The sequence below is a fragment of the Citrobacter sp. C1 genome, assembly GCF_014596895.2.
Classification (GTDB): domain Bacteria; phylum Pseudomonadota; class Gammaproteobacteria; order Enterobacterales; family Enterobacteriaceae; genus Citrobacter; species Citrobacter gillenii.
The window spans coordinates 3,134,239-3,156,208 of record NZ_CP115035.1; the positions used below are offsets into that span (position 1 = coordinate 3,134,239).

Here is a 21,970-nt window from a genome sequence, read left to right on the forward strand (position 1 = left end):
CAGTTCAACTAATGAACCGCCAGAAGAGTTAAAGAAAAAGCTTTCCTTAGAAAAATCATGCAACGCTAGTTCAATTCAATTGTTATCGAGCACGCAGGATAAAACCAAAACATCCACACGAATCCAGGATGAGTTAAGCAATGTGGCTGCCAAACCAATCCGATATAAGCTGCGAATTACGACCGAAGTCGTTATATTCCTCGAAAAATTGGTCTGTGCCCTCAATCTAGAAGAGCTTTTTGCCCTTGGACGATAAGGTGTCGTAGACTTCCTACTCGTTGGACGGTTTCTTCAGAAAATCACGACGAACTTGAGCAACAACCATCAGAATAGTTACGGATTTTTCGTAATCCATTGGCGATTATGGCAGTAGCATGTTTGGCTGCTCCACCCTGTTGACCATCCATCCCACTACAGACCTTGGCAGATTCATTGGTGAGTTTGGCATAGTTGTTAATCGAGGATGCTGCGTATGTGGTGGAATCTGCGCAGCAATTCAGTACGGAGAAGCCAGGTTCGACCAGCATACTATGATGACCAAAAGGCTCGACTTCGGGAATCAGCGGCTTTGACGCAGTTTGAACATCTTTCAGGCGAGTAATGTCGAGCTTGATAGCCAGCAGATTATAATAGTTGCCAAGGGCCACCATCATTATTACCGCATCGCGGCCAGTGGCGATGCGGCTGACGATATCAACACCGAGCCCACAGCCCCTGCGCCGGTGATAAGCCAGACTTTCTATCTGTCATTTTTTGATCATCACTTAATGAAACGCCGTGGCTAAGACTGGAACGATGCTTTCAACCAACGGAATGATCTATTGCGAGGCCTGGAGCTTGAACCATCCAGGCGTTGCTTCGATCACAGCTAATAGTTTCTCAGGTACCACCATCTGCGAGATTTTTGACGGGTTCAGCGTAGTGACGATTCTCCCTTCAAGATTATTCTGCGCGAGTTCTACCCAATCTGGATTCATCACCAGCGACTGCCCGATAGCCACAAGATGTAGGCCAAGGTCAAGGGCCTCAACAGCCTGAGAAGGGTGCCGGATCTGTCCAGCGGCAATTACAGGCACTCGTCCGTCAACATGGTCGAGGAGCCAGACTGCCGTCGTCTTTTCCCCCGTGCTGTCAACAGGTACAGCTGCAAGTACGCTCGCCAATGAGACGTGAAGATAGTCAATGCTGCTGTCGATAAGTCGATCAATGAGAACGCAACTGTCATCGATACGCAGTCCACCTTCTCCTGACTCGTCGGGCGAAATGCGAAAGCCAAGGAGGAACGGCCTGTTAGCATGAGCTTCGATTACACGCCGTACTTCCTGTACAACCGCCAAGGGGAAGCGCATGCGGTTCTCCAGCGAACCACCCCACTCATCTGTCCGCTGATTGAACTTAGGCGAGAAGAAATTCTGGATCAGAAATCCATGTGCCCCATGCAATTCGATACCATCAAATCCTGCCTCTATCGCGCGACGTGTCGCATCACCAAACGCCCGAATGACATATTGGATTTCATCATGTGAGAGCGCTCGCGGTGTAAGCGCAGGCACACCGAAAGGTCCAGCATCGGTGCTCACCGCGCTGGCGGCGATAACATCACCGCCAGGCACCAACGCCGGTAGCGCTTTGCTCCCAGCATGAAACAATTGCAGCACCGCCGGGGCACCGCCACTTTTCGCCGCCTCCGCTAATCGGCGCAAGCTGGGAATGAATCGATCGTCGTAAGAGGCAAATTCATCGGTAAAACCGATACCGTTTGCCAGGACATGCGTACACCCAGTGATCACGAGACCAACACCGTTTACGCGTCGGCGATAGTAGGCAATCTCATCTTCGGATATCGTACCGTCCGCATTTCCGGCCCAGGTCGTCATAGGAGCCATAACTACGCGATTACGCACGACAATTTTGTTGGCGAAAGCGAGCGGCTCAAACATCTTTCGAAATAATGGGTTCATCTGAATACCTGTTGCTAACTGGTTGATCCAACGGCTGGGATTGATTCTTGACATGCCTACTAATGTGCGGCAAATCAAGTATTCCAAGATTTATAGCTATCTACCCATTTCATGGGTCAATATCTCACGGACGCTAATGTGAATAAGGTTTTTTATGTTTTGAGTATGTATGGATCCACAGGAATTGTATTGCCAGAACTACTGTAATAATTGCCTTATTTGACAACTAATCGTCGATAACGCACAAAGTAATACTGGGGCAATCTAGCCATATCTACGTGTTACAAAAACCACATATTGACGACAGGAGAAACTAGTCGCAACAAAACGGCCGTGTGATATAAAAGACTCACTGCCAACGGCCATAACCACTGAAAAATTCAGGGATCGAGCAATCGAGGATAATTACTCATTTGTACACTGATTTCCTGCAACAGCTCCTCGCGACTCTTTTGCCAATAAATACGACCGCGAAGTAAGAATATATGCCGGATAAAATGCCCACCATGAGCCACGACCCGCTCTTCGAATGCATCGGTTTCAGTTTGCTTGAACCTACTGTTACCCGTAGTGATAAGCACTACTTCTTTACCAGAGAAATCTGTCTGTTCCACATATGACCAAAGTGGCGTCGCCGGGCGGAACATCCATGTCGGTGAAATGAGAAAGATGCGGCGCACTCTGTGTAGGTCAATAGGCTCTACTACAATGCGTGGAAGCACTTTGTTGTTCGCATCCGAAATGGCCTTTTGCTGGCCGACCAAATCAAGGGCGTAGTCTGACTCTATCTTTGCAATAGGGGCATTAAACATGCGAGCCACCTCACGAGCAACGGCCTCAGAATGACCAGACCTTGAATAGTAGACGACAGCAACTTTTTGATTAGGCTCACCCACTGGCTCAAAGACAGGACTAGGAACATAGGTTCGATCCTTCAGTGTCATAACGCTAAAAGCTGCAATCCCAATGACTGCACCGGCAATGACCATGAGTGAGGCCCCAATCAATATGTTTTTTTTCCAGTTCACCTTGCCTACCTTCGATTTCAGCCATACCTCACGATTAACCTGACGGGACACCTAATAGAAAAACGCGTGTGGCAGACCTCTCAGCCAGTTTCGACATTTAGGTACTAGTCCCGAGAACACCGAATCACTACCTTGCCGAAATGCGATCCATTGCCAAGATGGGCAAACGCCGCTTTCGCGTCCTCGAAGTCAAATACGCGGTCGATGACCGGTTTGATGCCCGCCATATCTATAGACCGCACAACCTCTTGTAGCGCCTGGCGGCTTCCGACCGCTATGTGCCGTAACGTCGCACCGCTCATAAAGAGATCGAAAAAATCGATACCAACACCCTCTGGGCTCACGAAGCCAATAAGCGCGATTTCGCCACCCGGCCTAACCGCTTTCAGACTTTGTGCTATTGTGCCAGGCCCGCCAACTTCTACGACTCGATCAACCCCCAGCCCATTGGTCAACGCACGTACTCGCTCCCCCCACTGCGGTTCATCTTTGTAATTCACGACGTCATCCGCGCCGAGCGCTTGCAGCCGTAGCGCCTTTTCCTCACTGGAGGTCGTGGCAATAACGAAGGCACCGACCGCTTTAGCCAGCAAAAGAGCAAAGATGGAAACACCACCGGTCCCCTGAACGAGTACAGTGTCACCAGAACGAATGAGGGTACCCCCGCTAAGCGCACTCCATGCTGTCAATGCTGCGCAAGGCAGAGTGGACGCGTCTTCGTACGAAATACTGTCTGGTATACGGACGAGTGACTCCTGACTGACAACTTTATATTCAACCAGCCAACCATCAATCGCGCTGCCATAGTTGTACTGAAGAAGGTTGCCAGGCATCCCCCCCGCGTACCAACGTGGATGAAAGGTTCCCATGACCCTGTCACCCATCTCAAATTCATCAACTCCTGGTCCTATCGCCACCACTTCACCCGCTCCATCGCTTCCGGGTATTAACCCTTTCAAATGGGGGGCTGGGTACTGGTCGCGTAGCATCGCGATATCCCGAAAGTTCAGAGAAACGGCATAAACACGGATTAAGACCTCACCTTGCTTTGGCCTGGGGACGTCTTCTTCCCGCATATGCAAATCGTCGATACTGGTAAAATCATCAAGGCGATAAACTTTCATAATATTCTTGAGTCCTTATTCTTGAAATTACCCCACCTCAGCGTTCTTCGAGAGGGTGTCATTTGCTTTCGTCAACGACGCGCATCTGCATTTCATTCATCCGACCACCGTGCACATGGAACCTTGACATCGCACTGTCAATTTCCCGCAAGTCTGCTGGCGTCAATTGCACATTGACTGATGCCAGGTTCTCTTCAAGGTGGTTAAGCCTGCGAGTACCCGGAATTGGGACAATCCATGGTTTCTGTGCCAACAACCATGCGAGGGAAATTTGCGCAGGTGTAGCACCTTTCTCTGCTGCGAATTCTTTGAGGAAATTAATAATTGGCGCATTGGCCGCCAGGTTCTCAGCTGTGAAGCGATCGAATCCTGAACGAAGATCGGTTTTGGGGTCGAGCCGGGTATTTGCATTCATGGTGCCGGGAAGATAGCCCATACCCAGTGGCCCCCAACACACGAAGCCAATACCGAGTTGTTCGCATGTATCAAGTACCCCGTTCCGTTCGACGCTTCGTTCCATCAACGAGTATTCAGTTTGGATAGCTGTTACGGGTTGAACGGCGTGCGCTCTACGGATCGTAGTTGGACTTGCTTCCGAGAGGCCAAAGTGTAGAACCTTTCCTTCTTTGATCAAATCCTGGATCGCACCAGCCACATCTTCTATAGGGACTGTGGGATCAACCCGATGTTGGTAATAGAGGTCAATGCGGTCAGTCCGCAGTCTCTTGAGAGAACCTTCAACCACTTTCTTAATGTGTGCTGGTCGACTATTAAGTGCACCACCTGCATCCATGTCGAAGCCAAACTTGGTGGCGATCACGACTTGGTTACGAATAGGAGCAAGAGCCTCACCCACCAACTCTTCGTTGGTATAGGGGCCATAAACCTCAGCCGTATCGAAGAAAGTGACGCCTTTTTCGTGCGCAGTCCGGAGTACCTGAATGCCCTGGTTTCTATCTGCTGGTGGGCCGTAATTGGCACTGATGCTCATGCACCCAGAACCCAACGCCGAGACTTCCAGCTTTCCGAGCATGCGTTTCTGTAAAATCTGCCCTCTGTTTACTGAACCACTCACACCTTGTGTACCATTCGCCGATGAAGCCCATGAACGCGATCCAACAATCAATCCAGCCCCAACAATGGCGGTGTTGATCAACAAGTCGCGACGACTGAAACCTCGGTCCTTTGGAGAGTTTGATTCAACTGTTTTTTTGTGCTTTTCCATATCTAGCCCTTTTGGTAGACGGGTGCCATGGAATCAACGATCGGTAGCTACTGCTCTTTTGCCCAGCCAGATCGGTTTCCGAGAGGTGTAAATTCAACTCAAACAATTAACCCAGTCCAAACTATATGGCGCATATCCATCTTTAGTGTTATCCATTTTGTCGTTTTTATTGCCTATTTCAATTTATTTAAAGCGTACCTACTTTTTACATTAGCCAATAAAAAAAGTAGAAACAGAGGATGTCTGAATGTAATGCGTGTAATTAAAATTCAACAATGGGCTGTAGAGACAAGGTGGTTCATGGTTAGATTCAATGCACTAATCGTCTAAGATTAGCCCCTGGGGGGGGTAATACTGCTTCGCAAGATCAACAAGTTAAATATCTGGCGAAAGAGGCGATGACAATTACTGCCATTCAAAACATGGCTATAGTTAACTCAAAACAATAAATTCACCATCTTACATTATTCCAACACTGCAATATCGTGTCTTTTTATTTTAAATGCTCTCTGTCACTGACACCTGTTCCACAGCAATAAATATATCAATAACAGCATCAAAATCAGCAGAGGACATCATTGTAAAAAAGGAGATGTATCATGTCATATGATTCCACCACTTCATACTCAAAAAATCTAAACCCAGATTGGATAACCATCAAAGAAGCCATTGGGCTTATTAACAGCCTAAGTGGACGAAAACTGAAAGAAGGTGATATTTATCGACTTGCTTTGCAAGGAAAATTACGCCTTTCATTCTATTTTCAATCACCAGTATTTTTAAGAAAAATCAAGGCAACCAACCATAAACTAAAGTTAGTACCATTAGAAAGTGCATTCATTTCAAGATTATGCATGCTTGACAAAAATGCTTTCCTCAGCGGGAACTATCTACGTTTCAGCACAGAGGGAGAATTCATTTACTCTTTACATAGCGTCATTGATACAAATTTGCTGGGATATGAATTTATTCTTATACAACATCTACTTGCCCGATCTCTAAAAATACCACCACCAGTTACGGGGGCAAGTAATAATAATTATGGTATTACTGTTTCATTATTAGGAGAAACGTTTCAAGTTTTTGAAAAAATGACATGGCAGGAAAGAATAAAAAAACAAGTGAAACGACTTCCAGATGAGATATCAGACCATTACGAAAAAATGATTTTACATAACCAGGAAGATCAATACCATAAAGACTACTTCCCTATCTTTGAACTCCCGAGAGATGCCTGCTTTGTCATCAGACAAGCTGAAGTCAATACAATAATTAATATTCCAGTTGAAAGCAAATCCCCCCAACCCTCTTCAACACGGATATCCACACCATTATCCAGACTTTTCTGGTTAGCATGCAAAAATAATGAATCGATTCGTCCTTTGATTGATAAACCGTACAAATTGTTATCTATTTTTGAACAATGGGCATCGGCTGAAGGTATTACTGACAGATTCAGTGGTGAGACACTGAAAACAGCCCTTGAACGAGGTTCCCCCACTCATTCATCTTCGTCAGAATTAAAATGATATTCGACTATTGCACCTGAACCCGTATTAAGAATACTTAAACCCTTAATACGGGCTCATCAACTTTACCCTCTACCTTTCCCCGTGCTTTGCTGTTCTTTCCGGAAATGTTTCATTTTTGTATTGGAGTTAGTTATGACATCACATCAGTTATTACGCCTAAAACAAGTGGAAGTAAAAACCGGACTGAAACGCTCACAAATCTATCTATATATGAAAGACGGCACTTTTCCCCGATCAATAAAAATTGGTCCAGCTAGTGTGGCATGGCTCGAATCTGAGGTTGATGAATGGATTAACCTTAAATTAGCCAACCGTTTGTTGCGTTGAAGGGGAACAAAATAATGATCCCATCATTGAATTACGCCATATTAATAGATGCCCTTCATGCTCTAAAAGAAGGAAATTTCCGACACTGTGAAACACTCGGGTTCACGTTCGATGAAATGAATAATCTTAACCAACTGTCCCTTGACGAGTTGTTTATCATCAGTCGAGAATCAGCACATTTTATGACAATTACTGTCCATCATGACGCATTGAGCCTATTACTGGCGAGATCCCGTGGGGAGGTTCTGCATCAGCAGCAAATAAACCGCGCGATCCAGTTGGGCGGGTCGATTGCACTTATGAACATATATTTTGGTCTCACATCGAATGAAGTCAGCCTGCGCCGCCGTTTGCTTAATATATCCGTCCCTTTTGGCCGAACACCCGACCCGGATGAAGAGACGGATGCCGGGATCTGGCGACAATGGCAAAAATACCGAGTGGATAGGCTTGAATCATCTGATGCGCTGGAAGCGATGATGCTAGTCACCGAAAAATTGTCTGCTCAGCCCAATAGCCCCTCGCTTACTGTCGTCTGGAACCGTATCACACTTCATGAACGTAAAGCATCAGACAAGGAGACGTCGCATGCCAGATGAAATCGATCGCGATCAGGAATTTAATGAGCAACGTCTGGAAGAGATGATTGAACAGAACCGTTTCAAACCGGCTGCCACATCGTCACTGTTCCATTGTCGTTTCTGCGGTAAATCTATTCCTGAAGTACGGCGTCAGACACTACCTGGCGTGACAACCTGTATAGAATGCCAGACCATCCTTGAACGCCTAAGGAGTTAAAAATAATTAGTAGGGCGTGTGGGGAAATAATTATCCCTACACGTCTTTATATTTCTTTGTAAAGAAATTGCTTCCCAGTAAAAACCTTTCTTTATTTTCTCTCTCGGCGTCATTTTTATTTTTCTATTCATATTCCTTTCCTGAAATTGCACCCTGAACACACCAGTATTTGATGGTCCACCTGATGGGCGTTTATTCGTCCAAGGCGAGTAGTGCTCTTTAACAATGTGTTTCGGGCTGTCACGCAACCATAATTCAGGGTGCCGCTGAATGTTCTCGCTCACCCGTTAAAACCGGAATGCAGAATCGGGATGTGACCCGTTTATTTCATTCGTTGTCGTTCTGATGAGAGGATAATTCATGAGAAAACCCATCTACCACGTATTTGTTACCCAGGAAGGTCCGCCCGATCCGCAGGGCGAAAAAAACACCTACTGGACCAGGGTTGGCGTGGCATTTGCCCATAACGGCAAGCCCGGCCTGAATATTGTCCTGACACCCGGTATTGCAGTTTCCGGCAAACTGGTCCTGCTTGAGCCACGGGAGGATAGCAATCTGCCACAGAGTACGGAGCCCGACGAAACGGCGCTTTAACCCTTCTTTATTACTCCTTACTCCGCAGCGTGCCGGGTCAAGTGACTGTGCACGTTGCCTTCAATTCCGAGGCCATCATGCTTTCCACCACTGCCTTTCTGGCGGCGGCCATGCAGTGTGCCGCCAGCATTCATCCGTCCACTGCACTCGACGTGGCACGGGTGGAATCCGATTTTAACCCTTATGCCATCGCCGAAATTATCCCGAAGGCCACTCGCGCCCTCGGAGATAACAATGTTATCTCCCATCAGCCCGCCAGCCGGGACAAAGCTGAGCATATTATTCGCCGCCTTATGGCACAGGGACGCCGTTACTCTGTGGGACTGATGCAAATCACCAGCACCAATTTCCATCATTACGGCGTGACGGCCTCTGACCTGCTTGATCCCTGCACCAATTTGTCTGTTTTTGAACGCATTATCAGCGACTGCTACCAACGTGGCGGTTCTCTTAAAAGAGCGTTGAGCTGCTATTACTCCGGCAATTTCCGCACCGGACAAGAGCCTGAAGCGGCTTTTTCAGGGACCAGCTATCTGCAGCGGGTGGGTTATGTTTCGGCATCCCCCCGTTATGCCGTACCGGGCACCCGCGCGGATAAATCCACAACGCCGACTCCCCTCGAAGCCATCCCTGTTGATAAACCATCCCCTCCCCGTCTGATCTGGCCGGGGACCGTCGTCCGGGGCGTCCCCGCAAAACTCCGTCAGGAGAAAATCACCATCGCACAGACCTCAACGCCATCAGTGCGCCGGAGCCTCTCTCAATCAGCCCGTGAGGAACAAAAATAATGTCACGTTTCCGTAAGCTAAAGGTGGCTGTCAGCCTTCTATCTGCATGCTTGCTGACAGTTTTTTCTGCCCCCCCGGCGTTTGCCGATGGTTTCACTCGTGCAAATACCGTGATGGAAAAAGTCTCCACCGGCCTTCATGGTCTGGCGGCCATCACTATCACTGTGGCCGTGATCTGGGTGGGTTACAAGACGCTCTGGAAAGGCGAAAGCCTGTCCCAGTGTGCCTACATCATTATTGGCGGGATCCTGATTGGTGGAGGCAGTGAGATCGGCGCACTGCTGATGAGCTGAGAGGTCATTTATGGCAAAGCTGCTCAAAGCAATGAAACGCCCGGCGGCACTGTGGGGGGTGCCGATGGTGCCCCTGCTGGGTGTCACCGGTATCACCATCATCGTCGCTGTCTGGACTTCCGTCGCTTTCCTTGCCCTGCTCCCGGTTGAATTTCTGGTGATGAAATCCGTCACCCGGAATGAACCCATGCGGTTCAGCCTGATTGCCGTATGGCTCAGGGCAAGAGGAAAACCGGCAGCAAACCGGCTGTTTGGCGCAACAGTATTTATGCCCGTTGAGCATGATGCTGTTGATATCACGGAGTTTCTCAACGCCATGAAACTGAATCAGTGTGCCACGCTCAGGAAGTACATTCCGTATTCATCGCATATTCATCAGCATGTTGTTCGCTCACCACACAGTGATCTCTACTGCACCTGGGAACTGACGGGGACCCCGTTCGATTGCGAATCAGACGAAACCCTCAGTATTGACCGCAACCAGTTGCACGGACTCATCCGCTCATTCGAGGGGATGCCGGTCACCTTTTATATCCATAACGTGCGGGAGCCATTTACTGATTCGCTGCATAAGGCATCCGGCAACCCTTACGCCGATGAAATCAGCCGTCTGTATTATGCCTCGCTGGCGGCGGACCCATTTCGCCGTAACCGCCTATTCCTGACCGTCTGTTACCGTCCGTTTGTCAGCCTGGAAAAAGCCGGGCGCAGACGCATGAATGACGGCAAGAAACTGAAAGAGCTTGACTCTGCACTGCGGGAAATGCTGGAAATCAAAGGCTCGCTCGATACCGCACTGTCACGCTACGCCTCACGTCCTCTTGGCACTTTCACCGAAGGTCACGCGGTATTCTCCTCCCAGTTATCCTTTTATGAGTACCTGTTGACGCACCAGTGGCGCAGGGTACGCGTCACCCGCGCTCCGGCCTATTCGATGATGGGGTCGGCGGCGCTGTTCTTTTCTGGCGAGTCCGGGCAGATAAACCACGCCAGCGGTACACAATATTTCCGGGGGCTGGAGGTGAAGGAGTTCCCGGAGGAGACCGCGACAGGGATGATGGACTCGCTGCTGTACGCCCCCTGCGATTATATAATCACCCAGTCGTACACCTGCATGTCACGTGAAGAAGCCCGCAAGGCCATCAAACGTACCCGACGCCTGTTAATGAGTTCGGATGATGATGCGGTGTCACAGCGACTGGATCTGGATGTGGCGCTCGACCTGCTGACCTCGGGGAAAATCGCCTATGGAAAACACCATTTATCCATCATGGTGTTTTCCCGCTCGCTGGACAGCCTGGTGGCCGATACCAGTGAAATCAGCAATGCCCTGAACAACCTCGGCATTACACCGGTTCCCGCCGCGCTCTCTCTTTCAGCTGCGTATATGGCACAACTGCCCGGTAATTATCACCTGCGACCCCGCAAGGGCGAGCTGAGCAGCCAGAACTTTGTTGAGCTGGTCGCGCTGCACAATTTCTATCCCGGCAAGCGCGATAACGCGCCCTGGGGGGATGCGATGGCCTTACTGCGCACCCCGTCAGGGGATGGCTACTATCTGAACCTGCATAACACGCTGGCGGACAAGGACGAGTTCAACGAGAAGAACCCGGCCAGTACCTGCATTCTCGGCACCAACGGTTCGGGTAAAACCATGCTGATGACTTTCCTTGAAAACATGCAGCAGAAATACGGCTGTATGGACAGTTTTTCTCCCGATGCGAAAACCAAACGACTGACCACTGTTTATCTGGACAAGGATCGGGGCGCGGAAATGAATATCCGGGCGCTGGGAGGCCGTTACTATCGCATCACGCATGGCGACCCCACGGGTTGGAACCCGTTTTCACTGTTACCCACCAAACGCAATATCAGTTTCATCAGTCAGTTGATGAAACTGCTGTGTACGCGTAACGGCGCGACCATCACGCCCCGTGATGAACGCCGCCTGAATGACGCCGTCCAGGCGGTGATGAGTAATGAGCCACAGTACCGCATCCATGGGATCACCCGTTTACTGGAGAATCTGCCGGAGCCTGCCACCCGGGAGGCACAGGAGAACGGCCTGAGTATTCGCCTGTCGCAGTGGGCACAGGGCGGCGAGTTTGGCTGGGTGTTTGATAACGCATCGGATACCTTCGATATCAGCCACTGCGATAACTTTGGCATTGACGGCACGGAGTTTCTGGATGATGCCAATGTCTGTGCGCCGATCTCCTTTTACCTGCTGTATCGCATCACCACGCTGCTCGACGGACGACGACTGGTTATCTTCATGGATGAGTTCTGGAAATGGCTACGGGATCCGATCTTTAAGGATTTCGCCTATAACCGACTGAAAACCATCCGTAAGCTCAACGGGATGCTGGTTGTGGGCACCCAGTCCCCGGCGGAGATCATCAGGGATGAGATTGCGCCCGCCGTGATTGAGCAGTGCGGCACGCAGATCCTGGCAGCCAACCCCAGTGCCGACCGGGCCCACTATGTTGACGGGATGAAGTTTGAACCGGAAGTGTTCGATGTGGTGAAAAATCTGGATCCGCAGGCCCGCCAGTATGTGGTCGTCAAAAATCAGTTCAGGCGTGGCGACACAAAACGTTTTGCTGCACGCGTGACACTCGACCTCTCCGGTGTCGGCAGATACACCCGAGTGATGAGCGGCAGCGCCGACAACCTCGAAATCTTTGATTCCCTGTACCGTGAAGGGATGGAGCCCCATGACTGGCTGGAACCCTACCTGGCTCAGGCACTCTGATAACCCTAAGGAGATCCATGATGAAAAGGCGTTTTCATGCCCTTATTTTCGCGTGCGTCATTGTCAGCCCGCTGGCGCACGCTGGTATTCCTGTCCTTGTTGATGCTGACCCACTGCGTGAGCTCGAATGGCTAAAAGAAGCGCAGCGCTGGATGCAGACCGCGCAACATTATCAGAGCCAGATCCAGGCGTATAAAAATCAGTTAGCGACGGCCACCGGCGTCCGGGATATTGCAGATTTTGTAGATCAGGCGAAGAGTCTGAAATCAGATCTGGAAAAACTGCGCAAGCCGGGTCAGACACTCAATGATCTGCTACTTTCCGGCGGCACCTCAGGACAGTTCGATGCGCTGTACGCGAAGTACCGGGTTTTTGATACCTGCAATGCCGAACAGTCAGGACGCTATGCTGATACCTGCAAACAGCTGGTCATTAATAAGGCGATCCAGCTTGAGCAGACTGACGAGATCCAGGATCAGGTCAGCCAGACACTGGGCGAGATTAACGGCCTCTCGAACCGTATCGCACTGTCCAAAGACTCAAAGGAGTCTCAGGACCTTGCCAACAGTATTCAGCTAAAATCAGTGATGCTGAACACGCTCACTAGCCAGTGGGAAATGAGCGTGAAGGCAGCAGAAAAGCGCGAAAAAGTCCTGGAGGATGTGCGTATTAAACAGTGGAATCAGCAACAGTTAACTGCGCCAACCCCTGATTTAAACGGCTAAAGGAGTCTCACATGCGTTTATTAACCTTTTCTTTCCTGTCCTTATTACTCATCATCAGTGGTTGCAAAGAAGAAGCCAAAACCACTCAGTGGTACAAAGATCATCCCGATGAGCTAAAAGCAGTGTATGAAAAATGCCAGAAAACCGGCGATGCCTCAGATAACTGTAAAAACGCCAATGAAGCCCATTATCAAATTCAGCAGTTAAATGCCCCCACTCCCGACCTGAACTCATAGTGAGGTTAATATGCCCGGTGGTGTATTTATCGGTGTTGAAAAACACCTGATAGGAGGAGTTACTGACGCCACAAAGGGACTGATGATGTCATACTCCTCCATGATGGTGGGGCTGGCGGCAACGTCAGCCACGCTCTATATCATGTGGCGTGGATACCAGACCCTGGCAGGTAAGTTGTCCACACCAATGGAGGATGTCACGTGGGACATCATGAGAATGGCAATCATCCTGTCCTTTGTGGCAAATGTCAGCGGTTATCTTGATGGGGTCATTGATGCCATTAATGGCCTGAAGGAGGGATTTTCCGGCAGCGATAATATCTGGCAGTTACTGGATAGCTTATGGGGTAAAGCGAAGGTATTGGGTAAAACGTTACACGACATGGATAACTCAACCTATGTAAAAGATGAGGGTATGACGGCTCAATTTTATGTCTGGCTCGGCATATTCGTTTTAATGATTATCACCGCCTTTATTTCAATGATCGCGGAAGTCATGGTTTTACTGCTGAGTATTACAGCTCCCGTATTTATCTTTTGTCTGCTGTATGGCTTTTTACGCCCCATGTTTAACAACTGGCTGCAAAATGTGTTCGCCGCCATCTTAACGGTTCTGTTTTCTGCGTTGTCGCTGCGCATTGTCGTCAATTATTTAAACTCGCGGTTAGAAATTGCAACACAACTGTCTGCACAATCCAACATTGTGGAGCTAGGCGCACAGGTCTGCCTGGCCGGTGTCTGCGCAGCAATACTGGTCTACCTCTCCGCAAAACTGGCCAGCGCGCTGGCCGGGGCCAGTGCAACCGTATCCATGCAGGGGCTGGCAGCGGTGGGTATCGGCGCGGCGGCGTTTGGTGCCGGGAAGCTGGCAGCAGGAGCCGGGAAGCAGACTTCCCGTACCCTTCAGGACAACATCCAGGGCTGGAGGGATGCCAGTACGGGTAAAGCCGGTAGCGGTCCGGGATACAGCGCAGCTCAGGCGCGTAAGAACGCGATTGAACAGATGATCGCCCGCAACGAAGCCCGGAGACTGGCGCGTTCAAGAGAAACGGCCGTTCAGAAATTCCATCGTTAAACCTGTCATCCCTGCTGAAATACTCCCGTTAATCCCTCCGACGAAAACATAACCCTGTTTTCATCTCACTAAGGAAACACCCCATGAAACGCTTGATTGCGCTGGTTTTGCTGTGCGCGCTTTTCGGCTGCACGCAGTCTTCCCATCCCCCAGCTTTTGGTGGTCAGGGCATCCCGGTGAACACCCCTAAGATAATTACGGAGTTAAACAGTCATGAGTGAACAGACCCTGATTGCGGATTCCCGCACCTTTGAACAGCAGATGATTGAGCGGGACAAACGTGCCACAAAAGCCGGGCTTATGGTGGGCGGCGCGGGCCTGCTCATCGCCGTACTAGCGCTTATCGCGGTGGTACTGATGTTGCCGCTGAAACAGACGGTCGTGGAACTGTACACCGTGGATAATCATACCGGACGGGTGGAGCACGTCACCCGTGTGTCGGAAACCAGTCTGACGGCGGAGGCGGCTTATCAGAAGGCGATGACGTCCAGTTACGTCAGGCTGCGTGAACGGTACGTTTACCCTTCCCTGCAGGACGATTACGCCACGGTACAGGTTTATAACAGTCCTCAGGTCAACGATGACTATCTGGCGCTGTATGCCGGAAAAAACGCCCCGGACAAGGTGTACCAGAATGGGACAAATACCGTACGGATAGACATTCTGTCAAACCAGATCACCTCAGGCACGGATCCCGATAAAGTTGCCACCCTCCGTTACAAAAAGACCATTCGCCGCCTCGCAGACAACAGCACCCGCACCGAATACTGGGATGCCCGCCTGACATTTCACTCCGACCCCGGCAGAGAAATGAGCGATACGGAACGGGAGGTTAACCCGTTCGGTTTTATCGTGACCAGCTGGCAGGCAGACCGTGAAATTCGGGGAGGTGAATAATGAAAAGCATCATTCTTATCCCGCTGGCGCTGATGATGTGTGGCACGGCATGGTGCGCAGCCATCCCGCAGGCCAGCCGCTATGATGCCCGCATTCAGCAGGTTGTCTATAACCCGCTGAACGTTACCGTCGTCAATACCCGTCCCGGTTTCATGACCACACTGGTCTTTGACAGCGACGAGGCGGTTATCAGCGCCAGACCCGGTTTTGAGGAAGCGTGGGAAGCCACACCGGACGCTAACCGGGTCAACGTCCGCCCGGTGGCGCTCGTTCAGGGCGCGCCCGGCGCGGACGGTAATACCACGCAGGTGGTTATCCCACCCAGCAGCCGCGACTGGCATACCAACCTGCTGGTCGTCACCACCCGTCGGCTGTACAACGTCGAGCTGAACGTCATCGATGATAAGTCACCGCAGCAGCCCGCTTTCCAGGTGAGTTACCGCTATCCGGGCGATGACAGGGAGAAGGCCAGCCGTGAGACAGCGGTCAGAGCGCTGGAACGGGAGCAAAAACAGCAGCAGACTGACATTCAGCAGGCCCTGAATGCCGCGCAGACGCCACGCAACTGGGACTACCTCAAATATCCGGGGCGCGACAGCACCCGTATCGTGCCGGATTTCGCGTATGACGATGGTCGCTTTACGTTCGTGGGCTTCTCCCCGGCCAAATCTATTCCCTCCGTGACAAAAGCGCTGAACGGCCAGGAGCATGTGGTTAACAGCAGTATCCGCAGAAAAGGCAACTTCACCGTACTGGTTATTCAGGAGGTCACGCCCCGTCTGGTCCTGCGTTCGGGTAACGCCGTGGTCGGCCTGGAAAATCGCGGTTTCGGCAGAGTCCAGACCGCTGATGGTGCCACGGTTTCCCCGCAGGTTGAGCGGGTGGAAAAGCCCGCAACCCACTGACAACTGAGGAGTCATGCAGATGAACGATGAACACCCACATCCGGTGCCTGATGGTGCAGAGCCTTCTCCTTCGCAACAGGATGACGATATTGCCGCTCTGGAGCGCGAAGCCCGTGCAAGGCGGGAAGCGACGCTTCTCACCGCGCAGGACGATGAAGAGAACGACCCGCTACAACCCGCCGTCAATAAACTGAAAAAGCGCAGGCGCGGGAAAGCCACTGCGTTTCTGGCGATCGCCGCCGTTGCGCTGATTGCGCTGGCATGGACGGGCAACTGGGTATATCGCAATCTACTCTGGCAACCCGGTGAAGAGAAGCGGCAGGATGCTACGCCACAGCCTAACCGCAGCGATTACCGACAGCGTACCGATCTGGGTACGCAAGATACCGGAGTCGAATCATCTGAACCGGCTGAAAACACCCCGCGCATGACGAGAGCCCCGGAGCCTGAGATGCCACCTCAACTTGATAAAGCCCATTTTCTGGTTCGGCGTGATGGTTCAGCCGCTGCGGCTCAAAACCCGGTCCGGACTAGGCAGCAGGAGATGACGCTGGCAACCTCTGACGGGCAACCGTCAGAAACGTCATCCACTGCTCGGCAAAACACCATCGCGCCACAACCGGAACTATCTCCTGCAGCGGTCCGGCGAATTCCTTACAACCCGGACCTGTACGTCCCGGAAAATACCGCTATTCCCTGTTCGCTGGATTATCGCTTTGTCTCGGACCGGGCAGGGAAAATCCGCTGCACGATCGCCGAAGATATCTGGAGTGCCAGCGGTAATACCAAACTGATTGAAAAAGGAACCACGGCTTCAGGCGTTTATCAGACTGGTGCAGAGACAGGAATGACGCAAGGACAGGGACGCGCCTTTCTCATCATCACAAAACTGCGTACCCGCCAGCCCCCTTATCTTGATATTCCGCTAATCGACACTCGCGCAGCTGGGGAGCTCGGCGAGGCTGGCGTTGACGGTTGGATCGACACGCATTTCAGGGAGCGATTCGGCGGCGCATTACTGGTCGGTATGATCCCTGATATTGGGGCATGGGCATCCAACAGCGCCGGTCAGAAAGATCGTAATACGGACTATACCGAAAACAGTCGTCAGGCGATGGCAGATATGGCGCGAACCACGCTGGAAAACAGCATCAATATCCCGCCGACCCTCTACAAAAATCAGAGCGAGATCATCAACCTGATCACCGGACAGGATATTGATTTCTCCGGCATCTATACGTTGAGGATGAAGAGTGAATAACCGAAAGTTTCTGTTTGGCGTCACCGCGACAGACGTCATCGTAAGGGACGATTACAACAATGTCGTAGTCAACGACGTAATGTCACACCTTAGCGGAATCAGGAGAATAGTCATGACATGTTATCGTGCCGGGGGCGCATTGACAGAGCTCATCATTGACTTTGGGGAAAGACAAACGTTCTGCCTCACCATCGGTGAAGGTCCTCTGGATATACCGCCTTTTACCTCGGACGATATCCGGTTGACACATAAGCAGATATCGCTGCCTGACGTCACCGATACTATCATTCTTGTGACGACATTAGCCCGCTATGCCGGACTATCACCATCCTTCTCCGTTGATGGAGAATCATCTTCCTTGCTGGAGTTCAGCTCATAGTAAATCGCCAGTTGACGCAGCTTTGATATTTCAAGATTGATAACGGATTTTCCTGCGCTGTTTTCCCGTTCAGAAACAACCGGATTGAGAAGAAATACACGGAAATATCTGACGTTCTCTGTATCCAAAATTTCATCGATATAATGACCAAACCGGCCTTTTGCCATCAGATCTTTACTGACATACAAGCGAACAGGTTTACCCTCATGTTTATCAAAGAAATTAATAAGAAAACCCCGCCCATACCGATGCATCAGGGTCCCACCGCCATAGATGACGCCCGCGTACGGGTTAGCCAATCCCTTCTGGATATGCGTTATATATTCATGAAGATAGACCTGACTGTGATGCATGATCCTGAGTCTCAACGCCCTGAACTCATCCTGAGGCAGCGATTCTTTCGCTTCCTGCCATGTGTCGATAAGACGCTGAAGCTGGTTAGTTCGCGTATAGCGGCTCCAGCGGGGCTCTTCACCTGTACCGGGCTTATCATCATCCCCGTCAGGTTTTTTTACATGTGCAGGAGTAGCAAGCTTTGCGGGATCGGCTGGCTCGCCATCAGGCTCATCAATTGAAGGATCAAAGCAGTTGATATAGTCCGTCAGCTTTTGCTTTGCTTTTCTTTCCGTGAAATCAGCGTCTGATTCGTCCGGACGTCTGTCCTGATCGGCATCTTCGGTGAACGCGACCCATTCACATCCGAACTTGTGAGGATGGGGTGAACGGAAGTGTGCGGCTTTGAATTTTTCACCATCTTCAGCTTTGACGTGATAGTTAACGCCACTGATGGTGACATTACAGTTACGATCGCTACAGGAAAAAGTGAACCGCTTTCTTTCTTCCGGCTTTCTGGAAAAAAATTCCGTTCGCGCTTCATCAATGGACAAGCAGCGCCCCAGTTCATGGCAATAAGCGAACAGTACCTTCGTCTTCGACATGCTCCCTCCACACATTTATCCGATTCAAGGATATCACATGACAAACATCTCTCTCGACCGCTATAAGCAGCGATTTTTTGGCGATTTTCTGGCGCTTACCGGACTGACTGAGATCGCCGTTAATCGTCCGGGTGAGCTTTTCACCAAAATTAACGGCATTTGGGAACAGCACTCCGTTCCGCTGGATTATGAGGGCTGCTACAACTTTGCCAGATGCCTGGCGAAGCATCACGGCGACAATATCGAAGATATCAAGCCGGGGCTGTCAGCCACGCTGGAATCCGGCGAACGTTGTCAGGTTATTGTGCCCCCGGCCTGCGAACGTAACACGGTGTCCATCACCCTGCGTAAACCCTCACAGGTGCAAATTCCGCATCAGGACTATATTGCCGCCGGGTTTTATAACAGAGTGATGGGCACGGAAAAAACGCAGACGCACGATCAGGAATTACTGGCCTTATATGACGCAAAAGACATTCCGCGCTTTATGGAGAAATGTGTGGAATACGGCAAAACCATTGCGGTGGCCGGGGAAACCAGTACCGGTAAAACCACCTATATGAAGATGCTGATTAGTTATATCCCCCACCATCTGCGCATTACGACCATTGAAGACAATCCGGAAATCACCCTATTTATCCATAAAAACTACGTCCACCTTTTTTATCCGTCGGAATCGGCAGATGAAAAGGGGTCAATTGTGACGCCCGCCAGCCTGCTGCGCTGGAATTACCGTATGAATCCCGACCGCATACTATTAACCGAAGTGCGTGGCGGTGAGGCCTGGGATTTTCTCAAGATAACCGGCTCAGGCCATGAAGGCAGTATGACCTCTATCCATGCCGGTTCAGCAATGGAAGCGGTAGACGGGTTTATTACCCGCTGTTATGAAAACCCGCAATGCGCCCGACTCCCTTACACCTTTATGTTACGCAAGGTACTGGACAGTCTGGACGTTATCGTGAGTATCGACCTGGACGGTAATGTGCGCCGGATGAATGATATTTATTTCCGGCCACTCCACCGCAGCGCCTTTTTTGAGGAGATGAAAGCATGATGAAGGTTATCACTATGCTGCTATTTTCGCTGGTACTTTCCGGCTGTTCTTCACCCCCGCCACCGATGCCTGTTGAATGGGATAAACCGGGCCAGTCAGTCAATACCGGTTTACCGCAATGGCGAAACAACCCGGTTATCATTCCTTCTCCGGTGGTTAAAGATAAATGGTTATTATCCATTCACGCACGGAATTTTAATGAGACACGCTGGACGCCCGCCGTATTTTACGCGGTCGCCCACTCTGGGCGTATTTTTGTTGCTGCACCATCAGGCGCAGAATTCTTTACTGCAAAAAACTGGTTGCGTCGGTATGGCGCAAAAGGCGTTATTGAATATCAGCCTGTATATAACTGTCTGACATGCAGAGACACCCGCATTTATTTCTCGCATTTAATCTTCCCCCTCACATCCTGAAATTCACCTCACCGTAAGGACGTCATCATGAAATATTCCGCTATTGCGGCAGCAGTGCTGTGCATTGCTGCCGGGACGCCTGTTTATTCTTTCGCTGCTGACCCGTGCGAAGTGGTGCTTTGTATGTACGGTAAAGCAACCGGAAACAATGGAGGAAGTGAATGTCGTTCAGCGGAACGTGCTTTCTTTAATATCGTCAAAAAGAATAAACACGGTTTTTTACCCAATCACACGCTCAATGCCAGAAAAGCTTTCCTGGGGGAATGCGCCAGTGCTGACCCGAAGGCGGTGAATAAAATCCTGTCCAGGTTTGGCAGCGTCAGAAGCTAATACAACATTGTCATTATCTTAGTATGTTTCCCTGCATGGAGAAAAAAAGATGGATAAAGAAGACCTGTTTATTTCCAACATTCACTCAACGCATCACGACAGAATATCTGTCACATGTATCTATGATACTCTGTCAAAAAGAGCACATCAGGGACACGCGGTATAGCCCAGTTGCCTGGTTACGCTCAGAAATGCCTAAAGATAATCTATTTAATTGTCCTCTCATGACATCAGGAGTACTTTGACCCTGATGAATTTTATGTCTGGTGATTATATCAACCACATCAACCTGAAAATTCAGCCAAATGGGATAGAGGGAAGTGGAGCGTTGCATCACGACGAAATTCATCGAGCAAATATTCAACTGTAACTTTGACTCGAGGGGCTATTAATACCCGGTGTGGATATTGAATGACCATCTCATAGCTGCCAGGATCATGTTGGTCAGACAATACGGTCTTCAACAATCCCGCCTTTAAATAGCTGAGAGCATGATGCACTCCAACCTGCGCAATTCCAAGGTTAAGTAGTGCTGCCTGAACCTGTGCTTCTGGTGCGGAAATAGTTAATACAGCTGATTCAGTCTCCAGTGTGATCAGACTGCCATCAAATGCTTTGAAACCCCATGGTGAGACCCTTCCACCAAGAAAACGTCTGGCAATAAGGCGGTGCCGTTTGAGATCTTCTGGGGTTTTAGGAACACCATTTTCGGCAAGGTAAGCCGGCGAAGCAACCAATACCATACTCAGGCGGCAAACTGGACGAGACACTAATGATGAATCAACTATTCGCCCCCCTCGTATCGCAAGATCGTAACCATCTCTGACAATATCAGCCATTCTGTCGTCAAAATCGGTCTCAACGGTTAAGCCAGGATAGCGCGCTTGCAAACCGGGCAACGCAGGTAAAAGTTGATCGCGTCCGAACGCAGCGCTGGTCGCTATTCGGACATGTCCCTGAATATCTGATTTTTGAGTTACTACGGAATCAGCTGCGCTATCAAGCGTATCAATTGCGATGCGAACCTGTTTCAGAAAAGAAGTCCCTTCCTCTGTAAGGCTTATCTTCCTTGTTGTCCGATTCATTAATCGTATTCCAAGCGCAAGCTCAAGCCCGGCAATGTTCTTACTTATCGCAGCTGCGCTGATACCCATGTTTCGCGCAGCTGCAGCAAAACTTCCGGCATCGGCAGCTTCAATAAACGAAACAATTGCCCTGACACGTTGTGAAAGCTCCATCTTCACCACCATTTAATCTGCGATAGCATGCATTGGTAACATAGGGTTATCAGTTAATCAACCATAGGTGGCATTAAGGTTATCAATA

25 protein-coding genes and 1 pseudogene are annotated in these 21,970 nt (G+C 50.2%); 19 read left to right on the plus strand and 7 right to left on the minus strand.

Going from position 1 to position 21,970, the window contains the following annotated elements:
* Nucleotides 1-299: 299 nt before the first annotated feature.
* The 5 genes from IB214_RS15265 to IB214_RS15285 form a co-directional block, all read right to left on the minus strand.
* Nucleotides 300-653 (minus strand): hypothetical protein, encoded by a 354-nt coding sequence (locus IB214_RS15265; RefSeq protein WP_135953030.1) that lies wholly within the window; start codon nt 651-653, stop codon nt 300-302.
* Between the two features lie 165 nt (nt 654-818).
* Entirely contained in the window at nt 819-1,961 is a 1,143-nt protein-coding gene (locus tag IB214_RS15270) for an NADH-dependent flavin oxidoreductase (RefSeq protein ID WP_117341823.1), read from the minus strand.
* Nucleotides 1,962-2,341: 380 nt separating this feature from the next.
* Nucleotides 2,342-2,989, minus strand: a complete 648-nt coding sequence (locus IB214_RS15275; RefSeq protein ID WP_117341822.1) for a flavodoxin/nitric oxide synthase — start codon at nt 2,987-2,989, stop codon at nt 2,342-2,344.
* 104 nt (nt 2,990-3,093) lie between these two features.
* Entirely contained in the window at nt 3,094-4,113 is a 1,020-nt protein-coding gene (locus IB214_RS15280) for an NAD(P)-dependent alcohol dehydrogenase (RefSeq protein ID WP_117341821.1), read from the minus strand.
* Between the two features lie 58 nt (nt 4,114-4,171).
* Nucleotides 4,172-5,146 carry an aldo/keto reductase gene (locus IB214_RS15285; RefSeq protein WP_223240213.1) on the minus strand — a complete coding sequence of 325 codons (975 nt, stop codon included), beginning with the start codon at nt 5,144-5,146 and terminating at the stop codon, nt 4,172-4,174.
* 791 nt (nt 5,147-5,937) lie between these two features.
* On the opposite strand from IB214_RS15285, the gene IB214_RS15290 reads away from it, so the two are divergent.
* The 15 genes from IB214_RS15290 (at nt 5,938) to virB10 (ending at nt 17,524) form a co-directional block, all read left to right on the plus strand.
* Nucleotides 5,938-6,867 (plus strand): hypothetical protein, encoded by a 930-nt coding sequence (locus IB214_RS15290; protein WP_117341819.1) that lies wholly within the window; start codon nt 5,938-5,940, stop codon nt 6,865-6,867.
* A 135-nt stretch (nt 6,868-7,002) separates the two neighbouring features.
* The gene (locus tag IB214_RS15295) at nt 7,003-7,197 is read left to right on the plus strand and encodes an AlpA family transcriptional regulator (protein WP_117341818.1); all 195 of its coding nucleotides are present in this window, start codon (nt 7,003-7,005) and stop codon (nt 7,195-7,197) included.
* A gap of 14 nt (nt 7,198-7,211) precedes the next feature.
* A complete protein-coding gene (locus IB214_RS15300; RefSeq protein WP_164496609.1) occupies nt 7,212-7,796 on the plus strand; it encodes a DUF2857 domain-containing protein in 585 nt (194 codons plus the stop codon).
* On the plus strand, nt 7,786-7,995 hold the full coding sequence (locus tag IB214_RS15305; protein WP_117341817.1) for a TraR/DksA family transcriptional regulator: 210 nt from the start codon (nt 7,786-7,788) through the stop codon (nt 7,993-7,995). Before IB214_RS15300 ends, IB214_RS15305 begins: the two co-directional genes overlap by 11 nt.
* Nucleotides 7,996-8,355: 360 nt before the next feature.
* Nucleotides 8,356-8,589 (plus strand): hypothetical protein, encoded by a 234-nt coding sequence (locus IB214_RS15310; RefSeq protein ID WP_117341816.1) that lies wholly within the window; start codon nt 8,356-8,358, stop codon nt 8,587-8,589.
* A 77-nt stretch (nt 8,590-8,666) separates the two neighbouring features.
* Nucleotides 8,667-9,377 carry a lytic transglycosylase domain-containing protein gene (locus tag IB214_RS15315; RefSeq protein ID WP_117341815.1) on the plus strand — a complete coding sequence of 237 codons (711 nt, stop codon included), beginning with the start codon at nt 8,667-8,669 and terminating at the stop codon, nt 9,375-9,377.
* Complete coding sequence (locus tag IB214_RS15320; RefSeq protein WP_117341814.1) at nt 9,377-9,670, plus strand: TrbC/VirB2 family protein; 294 nt, start codon at nt 9,377-9,379, stop codon at nt 9,668-9,670. The genes IB214_RS15315 and IB214_RS15320 overlap by 1 nt, the downstream gene beginning before the upstream one ends.
* Before the next feature lie 10 nt (nt 9,671-9,680).
* Entirely contained in the window at nt 9,681-12,425 is a 2,745-nt protein-coding gene (locus IB214_RS15325; RefSeq protein ID WP_117341813.1) for a VirB3 family type IV secretion system protein, read from the plus strand.
* Between the two features lie 20 nt (nt 12,426-12,445).
* Nucleotides 12,446-13,150, plus strand: coding sequence for a type IV secretion system protein (locus IB214_RS15330; protein ID WP_117341812.1), 705 nt, complete (start codon nt 12,446-12,448; stop codon nt 13,148-13,150).
* An 11-nt stretch (nt 13,151-13,161) separates the two neighbouring features.
* The gene (locus IB214_RS15335; RefSeq protein ID WP_117341811.1) at nt 13,162-13,386 is read left to right on the plus strand and encodes an EexN family lipoprotein; all 225 of its coding nucleotides are present in this window, start codon (nt 13,162-13,164) and stop codon (nt 13,384-13,386) included.
* 10 nt (nt 13,387-13,396) lie between these two features.
* Complete coding sequence (locus tag IB214_RS15340) at nt 13,397-14,461, plus strand: type IV secretion system protein (protein ID WP_117341810.1); 1,065 nt, start codon at nt 13,397-13,399, stop codon at nt 14,459-14,461.
* 83 nt (nt 14,462-14,544) lie between these two features.
* A complete protein-coding gene (locus IB214_RS15345) occupies nt 14,545-14,682 on the plus strand; it encodes a hypothetical protein (RefSeq protein ID WP_164496608.1) in 138 nt (45 codons plus the stop codon).
* Nucleotides 14,675-15,358: a type IV secretion system protein gene (locus IB214_RS15350; RefSeq protein WP_117341809.1), complete on the plus strand. Its 684-nt coding sequence runs from the start codon at nt 14,675-14,677 to the stop codon at nt 15,356-15,358. Before IB214_RS15345 ends, IB214_RS15350 begins: the two co-directional genes overlap by 8 nt.
* The gene (gene virB9, locus IB214_RS15355) at nt 15,358-16,263 is read left to right on the plus strand and encodes a P-type conjugative transfer protein VirB9 (protein ID WP_117341808.1); all 906 of its coding nucleotides are present in this window, start codon (nt 15,358-15,360) and stop codon (nt 16,261-16,263) included. Before IB214_RS15350 ends, virB9 begins: the two co-directional genes overlap by 1 nt.
* A gap of 19 nt (nt 16,264-16,282) precedes the next feature.
* Complete coding sequence (virB10, locus tag IB214_RS15360; protein ID WP_117341807.1) at nt 16,283-17,524, plus strand: VirB10/TraB/TrbI family type IV secretion system protein; 1,242 nt, start codon at nt 16,283-16,285, stop codon at nt 17,522-17,524.
* A 309-nt stretch (nt 17,525-17,833) separates the two neighbouring features.
* Here virB10 and IB214_RS15365 read toward each other — a convergent pair whose 3' ends face one another.
* Nucleotides 17,834-18,841: a hypothetical protein gene (locus IB214_RS15365; RefSeq protein WP_117341805.1), complete on the minus strand. Its 1,008-nt coding sequence runs from the start codon at nt 18,839-18,841 to the stop codon at nt 17,834-17,836.
* Nucleotides 18,842-18,878: 37 nt separating this feature from the next.
* Here IB214_RS15365 and virB11 point away from each other — a divergent pair, with 37 nt between their 5' ends.
* The 4 genes and pseudogenes from virB11 to IB214_RS15385 form a co-directional block, all read left to right on the plus strand.
* The gene (gene virB11, locus IB214_RS15370; protein ID WP_117341804.1) at nt 18,879-19,898 is read left to right on the plus strand and encodes a P-type DNA transfer ATPase VirB11; all 1,020 of its coding nucleotides are present in this window, start codon (nt 18,879-18,881) and stop codon (nt 19,896-19,898) included.
* Nucleotides 19,895-20,314, plus strand: a complete 420-nt coding sequence (locus tag IB214_RS15375) for a cag pathogenicity island Cag12 family protein (RefSeq protein WP_117341803.1) — start codon at nt 19,895-19,897, stop codon at nt 20,312-20,314. Before virB11 ends, IB214_RS15375 begins: the two co-directional genes overlap by 4 nt.
* A 27-nt stretch (nt 20,315-20,341) precedes the next feature.
* Nucleotides 20,342-20,644: a TrbM/KikA/MpfK family conjugal transfer protein gene (locus tag IB214_RS15380; RefSeq protein WP_117341802.1), complete on the plus strand. Its 303-nt coding sequence runs from the start codon at nt 20,342-20,344 to the stop codon at nt 20,642-20,644.
* Between the two features lie 49 nt (nt 20,645-20,693).
* Nucleotides 20,694-20,798, plus strand: a pseudogene (locus tag IB214_RS15385) (dpoa decarboxylase); the annotation flags it as partial.
* A 130-nt stretch (nt 20,799-20,928) separates the two neighbouring features.
* Here IB214_RS15385 and IB214_RS15390 read toward each other — a convergent pair.
* Complete coding sequence (locus IB214_RS15390) at nt 20,929-21,882, minus strand: LysR family transcriptional regulator (RefSeq protein ID WP_117341801.1); 954 nt, start codon at nt 21,880-21,882, stop codon at nt 20,929-20,931.
* Between the last annotated feature and the right edge of the window lie 88 nt (nt 21,883-21,970).